Origin of the sequence: Micromonospora sp. WMMD710, assembly GCF_029626045.1 — a bacterium.
Classification (GTDB): domain Bacteria; phylum Actinomycetota; class Actinomycetes; order Mycobacteriales; family Micromonosporaceae; genus Micromonospora.
In genome coordinates this window covers 502,268-515,009 of sequence record NZ_JARUBD010000001.1, presented here as the reverse complement: position 1 = coordinate 515,009, position 12,742 = coordinate 502,268, and the positions used below count along the sequence as shown (strand labels likewise).

Below are 12,742 nucleotides of genomic sequence, written 5' to 3'. Positions count from 1 at the left end.
TCGAGACGATAGCGGCAGCGCGCAACCGCGTCAGCCCCGCTCCTACAGCGCCAGGTAGCGCTGCCGCTCGTACGGGGTGACCTCGCGGCGGTACTGCTCCCACTCGGCCCGCTTGTTGCGCAGGAAGAAGTCGAAGACGTGCTCGCCGAGCACCTCGGCGACCAGTTCGGACTCGGCCATCACGTCGATCGCCTCGGCGAGGTTCTCCGGCAGCGCCTCGTATCCCATGGCGCGCCGCTCGGCGCTGGTCAACGACCACACGTCGTCCTCGGCGCCCGGCGGCAGCTCGTAGCCCTCCTCGATGCCCTTCAGGCCGGCGCCGAGCAGCACCGCGAAGGCGAGGTACGGGTTGGCCGCCGAGTCCAGGGAGCGGACCTCGACCCGGGCCGAGTTCGGCTTGCCGTACGCGGGCACCCGGACCAGCGCGGACCGGTTCAGGTGACCCCAGCAGACGTACGCCGGGCTCTCGGTGATGCGGTCCGGCAACGCCTGCGGGAAGAGCCGCTTGTACGAGTTGACCCACTGGTTGGTGACCGCGGTGTACTCGCGGGCGTGCATCAGCAGGCCGGCGATGAACGACTTCGCCACCTTGGAGAGCTTCATCGGGTCGCCGGAGTCGTGGAACGCGTTGCGCTCCCCCTCGAACAGCGACAGGTGGGTGTGCATGCCGCTGCCCGGCTGGTCGGTGAACGGCTTCGGCATGAAGCTGGCCTGCACACCGGTGGAGAGCGCGACCTCCTTCACCACGTGCCGGAAGGTCATGATGTTGTCGGCCGTGGTGAGCGCGTCGGCGTAGCGCAGGTCGATCTCCTGCTGACCGGGCGCGACCTCGTGGTGGCTGAACTCCACCGAGATGCCGATCCGCTCCAACGCCAGCACGCCCTGGCGCCGGAAGTCCCGGGCCACCGCGTGGGTGGTGTGCTCGAAGTAGCCGCCGGTGTCCACCGGGGTCGGCACGGAGCCGTCCTGCGGACCGTTCTCCAGCAGGAAGAACTCGATCTCGGGGTGGGTGTAGAAGGTGAAGCCCTTCTCGGCGGCCTTGGACAGCGCGCGGCGCAGCACGTGCCGCGGGTCGGCCCAGGAGGGGCCACCGTCGGGCAGCAGGATGTCGCAGAACATCCGGGCGCTCTCGCCGCTGACCCCACCTTCGAACGGGAACACCTGGAAGGTGGTCGGGTCGGGCATGGCCACCATGTCCGACTCGAAGACCCGGGCGAAACCCTCGATGGCCGAGCCGTCGAAGCCGATGCCCTCCTCGAAGGCGGCCTCCAGCTCGGCGGGCGCCACCGAGACGCTCTTGAGCGTGCCCAGCACGTCGGTGAACCACAGCCGGACGAACCGGATGTCCCGCTCTTCCAGCGTACGGAGGACGAACTCCTGCTGACGGTCCACTTCCCCAACCCCTCGCGACAACTCTTTTGTCCGCCTTGGCCGGGCTGCACCCGACCTGACCGCCCAGTGTTCCCGGGCCTGGTTACGCAGACGTTACGCGAACCGCCGCCGCCCGTCCCCTCGTGTCCCGCCCGCCGGTCGACGACCATGCTCCCTGCGCGCGGCTACCGGGCTCCCTGCGCGCGGCTACCGGCGGATGACACCGGACGGGCTGGGGCAAGATGGAGACATGCCCACCCTGCGTCTCGCCCTGTCCCAGGTCAACCCGAGCGTCGGCGACCTCGCCGGCAACGCCGACCTGGTCCGCAGCTGGACTCGCCAGGCCGCCGATGCCGGTGCCCAGCTGGTGCTGTTCCCGGAGATGATGCTCACCGGCTACCCGGTCGAGGACCTGGTCTTCCGACGGTCCTTCATCGCCGCGTCCCGGGCGGCCCTGCAGCAGCTCGCCGCCGACCTCGCCGCGGACGGCCTCGGCGACCTGCCGGTGGTGGTCGGCTACCTGGACGCCGACGGGCCGCCGCAGGTCAGCGGGGACGCCGAGCCGGCGCGGGGCGCCCGCAACGCCGCCGCGCTGCTGCACCGGGGCGAGGTGGCCGCCCGCTACTTCAAGCACCACCTGCCCAACTACGGCGTCTTCGACGAGGACCGCTACTTCGTGCCCGGCGACATGCTGACCGTGGTGCGGATCGGCGGCGTGGACGTCGCGCTCACCATCTGCGAGGACCTGTGGCAGGCCGGCGGTCCGTTCGCCGCCGCCCGGCAGGCCGGCGTCGGCCTGGTGGTCAACATCAACGGCTCGCCGTACGAGCTGAACAAGGACGACATCCGGCTGCCGCTGGTCCGCCGCCGGGCCGCCGAGGCGAACGCGACCATCGCGTACGTCAACATGATCGGCGGGCAGGACGAGCTGGTCTTCGAGGGCGACTCGATGATCGTGACCGCCGACGGTGAGCTGCTCACCCGCGCCCCGCAGTTCGTCGAGCACCTTCTCGTACACGATGTCGAACTGCCGGCCGCGACCGCGCCGCCGGCCGCGGAGACCATCGCGGACGGCCTGCGGGTGGTACGCGGCGCGGTCGACGGCGTCCCGCCCACGCCCCCGGGCCCGGCCGCCGTCGGCGGGCTGATCGAGCCGGTCGCCGACGAGGCCGAGGTGTGGCAGGCGCTGGTGCTCGGCCTGCGCGACTACGTCAACAAGAACCGTTTCCCGTCGGTGGTGCTCGGCCTCTCCGGCGGCATCGACTCGGCGGTGGTGGCCGCGCTGGCCGTCGACGCCCTCGGCCCGGACCGGGTCGTCGGCGTGTCACTGCCCAGCCAGCACTCGTCCGAGCACTCCCGCGAGGACGCCGCCGACCTGGCCAAGCGCACCGGCCTGGACTACCGCATCGAACCGATCCAGCCGATGGTGGACGGCTTCCTGGCCAACCTGTCGCTGTCCGGGGTGGCCGTGGAGAACCTCCAGGCCCGGGTCCGCGGTGTCATCCTGATGGCGCTGTCGAACCAGGAGGGCCACCTGGTGCTGACCACCGGCAACAAGAGCGAGCTGGCGGTGGGCTACTCCACGCTGTACGGCGACTCGGTGGGCGGCTTCAACCCGATCAAGGACGTGTGGAAGACGCTGGTGTGGCGGCTGGCGAAGTGGCGCAACGCCGACGCGTCCCGCCGGGGCGAAACCCCGCCCATCCCGGAGAACTCGATCGGCAAGCCACCGAGCGCCGAGCTGAGCCCGGGACAGCTCGACAGCGACAACCTGCCCGACTACGACGTCCTCGACCCGATCCTCATCGGGTACGTCGACGGTGACCTCGGCCGCGACGGGCTGGTCGAGTCGGGTCACGACCCGGCGGTGGTGGACAAGGTGCTGCGGCTGGTGGATACCGCCGAGTACAAGCGACGCCAGTCCGCGCCGGGCGCGAAGATCTCCATGAAGGCGTTCGGCCGGGACCGTCGACTGCCGATCACCAATCGGTGGCGCGAGCACGGCTGATCTCCTGGATCAGGTGCCGGGTCGCTGAGCTGGTCCGGCACCCCGCCGCGCATCCGAGTGACATCTTCCACTGCGCCCTGCCGCCACCCCATCCCGCGGTGCGACGATCGCCACGGAACCCGGGGACCGCGCAGGCGGCCTCGAGGAAGGAGACAGTCATGTCGGAGTCCACCGCGAACGAGGTGACCGCCCTGTACGGCGGCCCGGCCACCCGGCGGGTCCGTACCCGCGACCTGATCGCCGCCAAGGAACGCGGCGAACGGTGGCCGATGCTCACCTCGTACGACCAGTACACGGCGGGAATCTTCGACCAGGCCGGCGTGCCCGTGCTGCTGGTCGGCGACTCGGCCGCGAACAACGTGTTCGGCTACGAGACGACCCTGCCGGTCACCGCGGACGAACTGCTTCCGCTGGTACGGGCGGTGGTGCGGGCCACCCGACAGTCGCTGATCGTCGGCGACCTGCCGTTCGGCTCGTACGAGGAAGGTCCCGCCCAGGCGCTGCGCACCGCCGTCCGGTTCATGAAGGAGGGCGGCTGCCACGCCGTGAAGCTGGAGGGTGGCCGCCGCTGCGCCGCGCAGATCGCCGCGATCGTCGGCGCCGGCATCCCGGTGATGGCGCACATCGGCTTCACCCCGCAGAGCGAGCACACCCTGGGCGGCTACCGGGTGCAGGGCCGAGGCGACGCCGCCGAGGAGGTACTCGCCGACGCGCGGGCGGTCGCGGAGGCGGGCGCGTTCGCGGTGGTGCTGGAAATGGTGCCGGGCGAGGTGTCCAAGCAGATCACCCACGAGCTGTCGATTCCCACCGTGGGAATCGGCGCCGGCCCGGACACCGACGCCCAGGTGCTGGTCTGGCAGGACATGGCCGGCCTGCGTACCGGCAAGGCGCCACGCTTCGTCAAGCGGTACGCCGACCTCGCCGGCACCCTCACCGACGCCACCCGCCGCTTCGCCGACGAGGTCCGCAGCGGCGAGTTCCCGGCAGCCGAACACACCTTCTAGCGTTCTGGCGCGGGCCGCGGTCCGAGGGCTTCGGTGCCTTTGCGGGCCGCGGTCCAGGGCCTGCCTGGCCTTGCCGGCCGCGCTGGCCTTACGAGCCGTGTGCCGGCGAGGCCGCGTGCCGGCGAGGCCGCGTGCCGGCGAGGCCGCGTGCCGGCGAGGCCGCGTGCCGGCGAGGCCGCGTGCCGGCGAGGCCGCGTGCCGGCGAGGCCGCGTGCCGGCGAGGCCGCGTGCCGGCGAGGCCGCGTGCCGGCGAGGCCGCGTGGTCCCGTGGTCCGGTGCCGGCGTCGCCGCGTGCCGACTGTGCCCGTGCGGCGGCGTGATCGCCTAGTGGAGTCCTCGCATGGCCGCGTGGCCTGCTCTCAGGAACCAGGCCGGCGCGATCTCAACCGGCACGACCTGGAGCGGCGGGGCCGCCGGCACGGCATTTCGTTCGCCGGTCGGCCCCTCCGCCCAAACCTCAGACCAACGACAGTCCAATCGATCTTGGTCGCTGAAATTGTCGTACACCTGTTCTAGTCTCGGGTCATGGTTGAGGAGTTGACGCAGGCAGAGGACGCCATCGCGGCCTGCACCGACACCGCCGCCTGGGCGCTACCTGAGCAGGAGCTGATCGCCGCGCTCGACGCCGCGCACCGCCTGGAGCAGCGCCTCGCCGCCGTGAAGCTCGCCCTGATCCGTGAGGTCGACGGGCGGGGCACCGCCGGTACGCAGGGCGCCTCGTCCACGGCGGTGTGGCTGCGTGAACGACTGCACCTCACCATCGCGGCCGCCCGCCGACTGGTCGACCTCGCCGCCGTCCTCGACACCAGCACGCCGGCGGTGCGCCGAGCGTTAGCCGACGGGCACGTCACCGTCGACCAGGCCCGGGTCATCGCCGACACCGTCACCACCGTGCACACATCGGCCGGCCCCGAAGCCGCCGACAAAGCCGTCAACGTGCTCGTCCACTGGGCCACCCAATTCGACCCCACCCTCCTGCGCACACTCGGCACCCGCATCCTCGACCACGTCGCCCCCGACATCGCCGACGCCGCCGCCAAGGCCGCCCTCGACGCCGAAGCCGCCTGCACCACCCGCGACCGACACCTCACCCTGTCCACCCTCACCGACGGCCGCCTACGACTCACCGGCACCCTCGACACCGAAACAGCCGGCCTACTCCGCGCCGCCATCGACCCCCTCACCCCACCCACCGGACCCGATGACCAGCGTTCCCCCGGGCAACGCCGCCACGACGCCCTCACCGAGATCTGCCGCCTCAGCCTGCCCCACCGGCGACCTACCCGAACACGGCAGCGAACCCGCCCAGATCGTCATCACCACCAACTACGACACACTGACCCGGCAACTAGGCACCGGCACCCTCGACACCGGCCTGCACCTCACCCCCGACACCGTGCGCCGCCTCGCCTGCGACGCCGCGATCCTGCCCGCGATCCTCAACAGCGCCAGCCAACCACTCGACCTCGGCCGACAACGCCGCCTCATCACCGGCCCACTCCGACGCGCCCTCATCCTGCGCGACCACGGCTGCACCTTCCCCGGCTGCGACCGACCACCACGCTGGTGCCACGCCCACCACATCCAGCACTGGACCGACGGCGGCGACACCAGCCTCACCAACGCCGTCCTGCTCTGCGGCCACCACCACCGACACATCCACCACACCGACTGGACCGTGCGCATGGCAGGCGACGGCCACCCCCAATTCATCCCACCCGCCTGGCTCGACCCCGAACAAATCCCCCGCCGCAACCACTACCACCGACGGATATAGGCCAACGACCTGGTCAGGCAACGAGCCGAGCACGCCGCCACCCACGTCATGGAGCGGTGAGCGGCCGGCGAGCGCGGCGGTCTCCGGGACCGATCGCCGCACCCACACGACGAAGAGGCTCCCCGGCTGCGGAGAAGCCGGTGGTCATGCGCACAGCCGTCCGTCGATGCCCCCGGGCCGGCGAACTCCACGGCCATGCGTCCAGCACGAGGAGCAGCCCTGCCGGGAATCGAAGGCCGGGCGCGCCACTGCGGACCCGCAAGCGGCACGCCGACGCCAGCCAGCACGCCGACGCCGCCAGCACGCGGACGCAAGCCAGCCCGACTGAAGGGCAATGGGCGTTCGGGAAGTCGGCACGACCGAACCCCGGTCAGCACCTTCGTGCATCGGACGGCGGCTCCGGGCGCCGGTCAGCGCTCCAGGCGCCGGGAGACGGATCCGGACGCCGGTCAGCGGGTCCGGGCGCCGGGAGACGGATCCGGGCGCCGGTCAGCGGGTCCGGGCGTCGGGGCGGGTCAGACGTCCGTGACGCGGATGCCGGCGTGTGCCTTGTACCGCTTGTTGACGGCGATCAGGTTGGCGGTGAACGCCTCGATCTGGTGGGCGTTACGCAGCCGGCCGGCGTAGATGCCGCGCATGCCGGGGATCCGGGCGGCGAGCGCACCGACCACGTCGACCAGTTCGCGGTCCTCGGTGCAGATCAGTACGTCGAGGTCGATCCGGTCGATCTCGGGGTCGGCGAGCAGCGGGGCGCTGACGTGGTTGAACGCCGCGCAGACCCGGGAGTCGGGCAGGAGCGCGGCGGCCTGCTGCACGGCGCTGCCCTCGGCGACGGTCAGCGCGTACGGGCCCTGCTTGTCGAAGCCGAGCGGGTTGACGCAGTCGACGACGATCCGGCCGGCGAGCGGCTCGGCGAGGGCGGCGACGGTGGCGGCGTGCCCGTCCCACGGCACCGCGATGATCACCACGTCGCTGCGCCGAGCCACCTCGTCGTTGGCCGCACCGGTGATGCTGGCGTCCGCCGGCAACCCGGGCAGGGCGGCGATCTCGGCGGCGGACTCGGCGGCACGCTCGGCGGACCGGGAACCGATCAGCACCGTCTGCCCGGCCCGGACGAACCGGTAGGCGAGGCCCCGCCCCTGGTCGCCCGTGCCACCGATGATGCCGACCGTCAGCCCGGACACGTCGGGCAGCGTGCTCGCGTCGTATGCCATGGGCTCATCCTCGCAAACCGCTCGGGCCGGCAGCAGCGGCAGGCGTGGTGACAATCCCCGCCGACCCGAAAGGCCCGCCGACCCGAAAGACCCACCGACCCGAAAGACCCACCGACCTGAAAGCCCGCTGGCCCGGAAGGCCCGGCGGCGGGGCGGGTCAGGCCAGCTCGAACAGGACCGTGCGGGCCGCCGGGTCGGCGGTGACCAGGCGGACCCGGACCCGTTCACCCAGCGGCAGGTCACCGAGGCAGCGGCCGCGTACCGGTGGGGTGTCCAGGGCGACCGTGCCGCCGGGCGGGCGGGGGCGGGACCGGCCGTTGGGCGGGGCGTCGACATCCAGGACGGCCGCGTCGAAGGTCTCCCCGACCCGGTCCGCCAGCAGCACCGCCTCGGCCAGCTCGACGGCTCCCCGGCTGGCCGCCGAGGCGGTCCGGTCGGTGCTGGCCATCACCTCCGGCAGCCGGGGCAGCGCGGCGCGCGTCCAGTCGGGCACCGGTCGGCCCGCGTGCAGAGCCAGGCAGACCTCGGTGGCGTACCGGTCGGCGAGGCGCCGCAGCGGCGCCGTGACATGGGCGTACGCGGCGGCCACCCCGCCGTGCAGCGGCTGCTCCGGCGGCGCGCCGTCGAAAGCGGTGTACGCGGCGCCGCGCATCAGCTCGGCCGCCTGATCGATGAACGCGGCGGCACGTGGCTGGCCGGGGTCCAGTCCGGCGATGACCTCGCCCGGCCCGGCGCCGTCCGGCCAGCGCACGCCCAGCGGCGCGGCGGCGGCCCGCAGGCGCTGTACGGCCTCCGGTTTCGGCGACGGCATGGTGCGCAGCAGGCCGATTCCGCCGGCCAGCATGATGTCGGCGGCGGCCATCCCGGTCAGCAGGGAGATCTGCGCGTTGTGCTCCTCCATGGGTACGGGGCCGCGCAGCACCAGCCGCCAGCCGTCGCCGTCGGGTTCCACGTCCTGCTCGGGTAGCGGGAGGTTGATGGCGCCGCGACGCAACCCGCGGGCGGTCAGCCGGTCACCGATCTCGGGCAGCAGCGCGATCGGCTCGGGCAGCCGTCCGGCGTCGGCCGCGGCCTGCACACCGGTGTAGTCGAGTTTCGCCCGGCTGCGCACCAGGGCGCGTTCCAGCTCGACGGCCACCGTGCCGCCGTCAGCGTCCAGGTCGATGGTCCAGACCACGGCGGCGCGGTCGTCGTCGGGCAGCAGGCTGGCCGCGCCCTCGCTGAGCGTCAGCGGATGCAGCGGCACATGCCCATCGGGCAGGTAGACGGTCTGCCCGCGCCGCCACGTCTCCGCCTCCAGGGCGCCACCCGGGTCGACGTGCGCGGCGACGTCGGCGATCGCGTACCGCACCCGATAGCCGCCGCCCGGGCGGCGGGCGAGGTGCATCGCCTGGTCCAGGTCGCGGGAGGTGGCGGGGTCGACCGTGACGAACGGAACGTCGGTACGGTCGACGGGCGGCCGCGGTGGTGCCGCGGCCGCCTCGTCGGCCTCCCGCTGGGCATCGGCCGGGAAACCCTCGGGCAGGCCGAGTTCGCGGCGGAGCGCGCCGAAGTCGATGCGGGGCGCGAGTACGCGTCGGATGACCACGAGGTCAATCCTGACAGCGCCACCGGTGATCCGCTTCCGGTGACCGGCCGAGATCTTTTGACCGGCCCGGGAGTCGTGCGCTCAGCTGGTCGCCTTCCGGGCGGTGCTGCGCGTACCCCGAGGGGTGGTGGCCCGGGCGGCGGCCGGACGGGCCGGCGACTTGCGGGCGGTCACCTTGCGGGCCGGGGCCTTGGCCGCGACGGTCTTCTTCGCTGGCGCCTTCTTCGCCGCCGCCTTGCGGGCGGCCGTCGAGGAGGTGCCGGTCGCCTTCGCGGCCGGTGCCTTCTTCGCCGGTGCCTTGCGGGCGCCGCCGCTCGGGCGGGTGGAGGCGGTCTTCTTCGCCGTGGTCTTCTTCGCCGGCGCCTTCTTGGCGGGCGCCTTCTTGGCGGCGGTCTTCTTCGCGGTGGACGCCTTGGTCGCGGTCTTACGCGCCGGCGCCTTCGCCGCGGCGGTGGTCTTCTTCGCCACCGACGAGGTGGTCTTCTTCGCGGCGCTCACGGTCTTCTTCGCGGCGCTGGTGGTCTTCTTCGCCGTACCCGTGGTCTTTCTCGCCGTACCCGTGGTCTTCGTCGCGGCGGCGGTGGTCTTGCGCGTCGTGGACGCCGGGGTCCGCTTCGCCGTGGTGGTCGTGCGGGTGGTGGTCTTCTTCGCGGGGGCCTTCTTGGCCGCCGCGGTGGTCGTGGTGGTGGTCTTCTTCGCCGGGGCCTTCTTGGCCGCCGTGGTGGTCTTCTTCGCCGGGGCACGCCCCGCGGCGCCGGCGGCCTTGCGGGCCGGGGCCTTCGCGGCGGCCGTGGTGGACTTGCGCACGGGGGTGGTCCGGCTCGCCGCGGTGTTCCGCTCCGCCGCGGCGGTCTTCTTCGCGGTGGTGCGTCGGGCGGCCGGGCGGGTGGTGGCCTGCTGTGTCACGGCCATCGTGGTTCCCTCCTTGGGGACGTGCTCTCGCGTGCGTCCTCGCGGAGCACGAAATGCCTCGGCGCGGACCGTCCCGCGCCGCCTACCTGTCCTCCCCGGCCCAACGGGCGTCCTCGGCGTCCCACGCCTCGTTCCGCTCCTGCACGCGCTGCAGGGCGTTCTCCGCGTCGGCCGCCGAGTCGTACGGGCCGAGGACGTGCTTCGCCGGGCACACGTCGGCGTCCGTCTCGACCCGGTGGTGCCGGGTGCACCAGTAGTACTTCCCACCACGCTCACTGTTGGTCATGGGAATCACTGTGCACCGCGTACCGACCGGCCGCCACCGGATCACGCAAGTCGCCGACCCTCTCCACAGTAGAGTTGCTTCCCGCCCCCGGGAGCAAAACGCTGAAATAGGTCCAAGACGACCAGCCGGTCAAGGTGCGGGTCCGGAGCGACCCGGACCTGGAGGTCCGCACACCCGCGCGGCGGTGTCGCGCGGCGGCGGTGGCCGTGGGGTCGCGGCCTATGATCGCCCGATGGCGATACCGGACTACATCGTGGGGATGCGCAAGCACGTCGGCCAGGATCTGCTGTGGCTGCCCAGCGTCAGCGCGGTGGTCCGCAACGACGCGGACGAGCTGCTGCTGGGCCAGCGTGCCGACGACGGCCGCTGGTCGGTGATCAGCGGGTTCGTCGAGCCGGGTGAGCAGCCGGCCACCGCGCTGGTCCGTGAGGTCCAGGAGGAGACCGGCGTGGACGTGGCCCCGGTCCGGATGACCAGCGCCGTCTCGCACCCGCACACGTACCCCAACGGGGACCGCTGCGAGTACCTCAACCTGGGCTTCCTGTGCCGGGTGGTGGCCGGCACCGCCCGGGTCAACGACGACGAGTCGCTGGCCGTGCGGTGGTTCTCGTTGGATCGGCTGCCCGAGTTGGACAAGCACGCCCTGCTGGTCATCGCCTACGCGCTGCGGGAGAACCCGGCGGCAGGGTACCTGCCGCCGGGCACCACCTGGGATGACGTGCCCGCCTGAGACCTGGGCTGGTCACGACGTGGTCCGCTCCACCGGGATCCACAGTTCGGCGTCCGCCTCCGTGCCGTCCGCGGACACCCGGACCCGGGAGATCTCCGGTCCGGGTCGGCTGCGGTACGGGTTGGACGGGAACCACTGGGTGAACACGTCGCGCCACAGGTACTGCACGGCCTGCGGGAACGCACCAGAGGTGGTGAAGACCGCCCACGTCCCGGCCGGCACGGGCAGCGCGTCCAGGTCCTGCGGCGGCGTACCGCCGGTGACCACCCCGTGCCAGTAGTCCAGCTCGCTGCCCTCCTCCCGGCCGTCGGCCAGGTTGGCGCTGACGTTGACGATCCCGGACGGCTCCTGATCGGAGAGCGCCTCGATCCGCTCGACCGTGTCCCGGTCGATGCTCCGGATGAACGCGACGATCGCCGGGTTCATCCCCTCGTGCACCAGCGGCACCCGGGCCTTGCGCCCCACCAGGGTGAACGCCTCCTTGCCGACGATTCGATACTCCATGCTGCCGCTCCCTTCGACGGTGAGTCGGAAGGACATCCGGGGTTGGGCGCGCAGCGTCGCCCCCGTACGCCGGGCCTCTCCGGGCCCCACGCCGTGCACGGCGTGGAACGCCCGGGCGAACGCCTCGGCGGATCCGTAGCCGTAGCGCACCGCGATGTCGAGCAGCGTCCGCTCCCCCGCGAGCACATCCGCGCCGGCGACGGTCAGCCGGCGACGACGGATGTACTCCGACAGCGGTATGCCGGCCAGCGCCGAGAACAGCCGCCGGAAGTGGTACTCCGACGTCAGCGCGATCCGCGCCAGCTCCGCCACCTCGATCTGCTGGTCGAGGTGCCGCTCGATGTGCGCCATGGCCTCGTTGAGCCGCTCCAGCACCCGGGCCTCCTTCCCTTTACGAGCAGTGACGCTATGCGGCGGGGCCGGTGGCCCACCCGACATCCGGTGCCCGTAACGGTCGGGTGCGGCCGCACCGATCGTCGTGTCGTAGCCTGGCGGACTTTGCTGCTCAAGGAGGGCGGCACGTCTGGCCGCAGGGTGCGCCCGAACCCGTCCGGCACCGGCTCTTTCGCGACTGGTTGCGCTCGCATCCGGCAGTCCGGGAGCGGTACGCCGCGACCAAGCGGCGTCTCGCGCGGGACACCGCGCACCGACCGCGCGACTACAGCCTGGCGAAGAACGACGTCATCGACGACATCTACGCCCGCATCTTCGCCGCCTGCGACGTGGTGAGGGACGGCTGACGGATCCACTGCTGCATGATCCAGGTGGACCTGGGCTCCGACAGCGAGCCCACCACGTCCCAGCCGGCCCGGCGGTACAGCTCGACGTTGCCCGGTTTGCTGGTCTCCAGGATCGCCGGGAGACCGTCGGCGGCGGCGCGCTCCAGCCCGGCCCGCATAACGGCGCGGCCCCAACCGCGTCCGGCGCTGTCGGGGTGGGTGCCCAGGACGCCGAGATACCAGAACGGGTACGCCGGCAGGGCGGCGTGCACGGCCTCGTCGTAGCCTTGGACGCGGGCCAGCACGTCGGCGGGGAATCGACCGTCGAAACCACCGTCCGGGGTGGCCTCGCCGCTGGCCGGCGGCTCCCAGACGGCGACCGCCGCACCGCCGCCGATCGTCCAGATCGACGACCGGTGCACCCGCTTGTCGAAGAGGTGCCCGAAGAAGACCGCGGCGTGGCGCGGATAGGTCTCCTCGTCCGGGAACAGATACCGCAGGATGGGATCCTCGGCGAACGCGGCGACCAGCGTGCCGACCACCGCGTCGCGGTCCGCCGGGGTGGCGATGGTGATCTCGGGCGCTGTCACAGCGTCGACACTATCCCGGGCCGCGCGCGGGCGGCGGCC

The 12,742-nt window shown here is 72.4% G+C and carries 12 protein-coding genes and 1 pseudogene; 6 read left to right on the top strand and 7 right to left on the bottom strand.

All coding sequences use genetic code 11. The features are described from left to right. Nucleotides 1-42: 42 nt before the first annotated feature. Nucleotides 43-1,392, bottom strand: a complete 1,350-nt coding sequence (gene glnA, locus O7620_RS02535) for a type I glutamate--ammonia ligase (protein WP_151492872.1) — start codon at nucleotides 1,390-1,392, stop codon at nucleotides 43-45. Nucleotides 1,393-1,621: 229 nt separating this feature from the next. Between glnA and O7620_RS02530 the strand changes: the two genes are divergently transcribed. From O7620_RS02530 to O7620_RS32030, 4 genes and pseudogenes are all read left to right on the top strand, one after another. Then, the gene (locus O7620_RS02530; protein WP_278121677.1) at nucleotides 1,622-3,379 is read left to right on the top strand and encodes an NAD+ synthase; all 1,758 of its coding nucleotides are present in this window, start codon (nucleotides 1,622-1,624) and stop codon (nucleotides 3,377-3,379) included. Nucleotides 3,380-3,537: 158 nt separating this feature from the next. Continuing rightward, nucleotides 3,538-4,383, top strand: coding sequence for a 3-methyl-2-oxobutanoate hydroxymethyltransferase (gene panB, locus O7620_RS02525; RefSeq protein WP_151492870.1), 846 nt, complete (start codon nucleotides 3,538-3,540; stop codon nucleotides 4,381-4,383). A 525-nt stretch (nucleotides 4,384-4,908) separates the two neighbouring features. Further along, nucleotides 4,909-5,592: pseudogene (locus tag O7620_RS32035) on the top strand (DUF222 domain-containing protein); the annotation flags it as partial. Beyond that, nucleotides 5,585-6,160, top strand: coding sequence for a DUF222 domain-containing protein (locus O7620_RS32030; RefSeq protein WP_347403748.1), 576 nt, complete (start codon nucleotides 5,585-5,587; stop codon nucleotides 6,158-6,160). The pseudogene O7620_RS32035 and the gene O7620_RS32030, both read left to right, overlap by 8 nt. Before the next feature lie 515 nt (nucleotides 6,161-6,675). On the opposite strand, the gene npdG is transcribed toward O7620_RS32030, so the two are convergent. The 4 genes from npdG to O7620_RS02500 form a co-directional block, all read right to left on the bottom strand. After that, nucleotides 6,676-7,374, bottom strand: coding sequence for an NADPH-dependent F420 reductase (gene npdG / locus O7620_RS02515; protein WP_278121675.1), 699 nt, complete (start codon nucleotides 7,372-7,374; stop codon nucleotides 6,676-6,678). A gap of 157 nt (nucleotides 7,375-7,531) precedes the next feature. Continuing rightward, nucleotides 7,532-8,962: an RNB domain-containing ribonuclease gene (locus O7620_RS02510; protein ID WP_278121674.1), complete on the bottom strand. Its 1,431-nt coding sequence runs from the start codon at nucleotides 8,960-8,962 to the stop codon at nucleotides 7,532-7,534. An 81-nt stretch (nucleotides 8,963-9,043) separates the two neighbouring features. Further along, nucleotides 9,044-9,874, bottom strand: coding sequence for a histone (locus O7620_RS02505; RefSeq protein ID WP_278121672.1), 831 nt, complete (start codon nucleotides 9,872-9,874; stop codon nucleotides 9,044-9,046). Between the two features lie 82 nt (nucleotides 9,875-9,956). Beyond that, nucleotides 9,957-10,160 carry a hypothetical protein gene (locus O7620_RS02500; RefSeq protein ID WP_151489930.1) on the bottom strand — a complete coding sequence of 68 codons (204 nt, stop codon included), beginning with the start codon at nucleotides 10,158-10,160 and terminating at the stop codon, nucleotides 9,957-9,959. Between the two features lie 232 nt (nucleotides 10,161-10,392). On the opposite strand from O7620_RS02500, the gene O7620_RS02495 reads away from it, so the two are divergent. Next, nucleotides 10,393-10,890, top strand: coding sequence for an NUDIX domain-containing protein (locus O7620_RS02495; protein WP_151489931.1), 498 nt, complete (start codon nucleotides 10,393-10,395; stop codon nucleotides 10,888-10,890). 12 nt (nucleotides 10,891-10,902) lie between these two features. On the opposite strand, the gene O7620_RS02490 is transcribed toward O7620_RS02495, so the two are convergent. After that, nucleotides 10,903-11,769: an AraC family transcriptional regulator gene (locus tag O7620_RS02490; RefSeq protein ID WP_278121669.1), complete on the bottom strand. Its 867-nt coding sequence runs from the start codon at nucleotides 11,767-11,769 to the stop codon at nucleotides 10,903-10,905. A gap of 47 nt (nucleotides 11,770-11,816) precedes the next feature. Here O7620_RS02490 and O7620_RS02485 point away from each other — a divergent pair, with 47 nt between their 5' ends. Next, entirely contained in the window at nucleotides 11,817-12,134 is a 318-nt protein-coding gene (locus tag O7620_RS02485; RefSeq protein ID WP_278121667.1) for a GrpB family protein, read from the top strand. On the opposite strand, the gene O7620_RS02480 is transcribed toward O7620_RS02485, so the two are convergent. After that, complete coding sequence (locus O7620_RS02480) at nucleotides 12,089-12,703, bottom strand: GNAT family N-acetyltransferase (protein WP_278121665.1); 615 nt, start codon at nucleotides 12,701-12,703, stop codon at nucleotides 12,089-12,091. The two genes, O7620_RS02485 and O7620_RS02480, sit on opposite strands and share 46 nt — an antisense overlap. Nucleotides 12,704-12,742 lie beyond the last annotated feature (39 nt).

Excerpts from the sequence above, each read along its gene's own strand:
- O7620_RS32030 (WP_347403748.1), top strand. The coding sequence starts at position 5,585 with ATGACCAGCGTTCCCCCGGGCAACGCCGCCACGACGCCCTCACCGAGA.
- O7620_RS02505 (WP_278121672.1), bottom strand. The coding sequence starts at position 9,874 with ATGGCCGTGACACAGCAGGCCACCACCCGCCCGGCCGCCCGACGCACC.
- npdG (WP_278121675.1), bottom strand. The coding sequence starts at position 7,374 with ATGGCATACGACGCGAGCACGCTGCCCGACGTGTCCGGGCTGACGGTC.
- O7620_RS02530 (WP_278121677.1), top strand. The coding sequence starts at position 1,622 with ATGCCCACCCTGCGTCTCGCCCTGTCCCAGGTCAACCCGAGCGTCGGC.
- panB (WP_151492870.1), top strand. The coding sequence starts at position 3,538 with ATGTCGGAGTCCACCGCGAACGAGGTGACCGCCCTGTACGGCGGCCCG.
- O7620_RS02495 (WP_151489931.1), top strand. The coding sequence starts at position 10,393 with ATGGCGATACCGGACTACATCGTGGGGATGCGCAAGCACGTCGGCCAG.
- O7620_RS02500 (WP_151489930.1), bottom strand. The coding sequence starts at position 10,160 with ATGACCAACAGTGAGCGTGGTGGGAAGTACTACTGGTGCACCCGGCAC.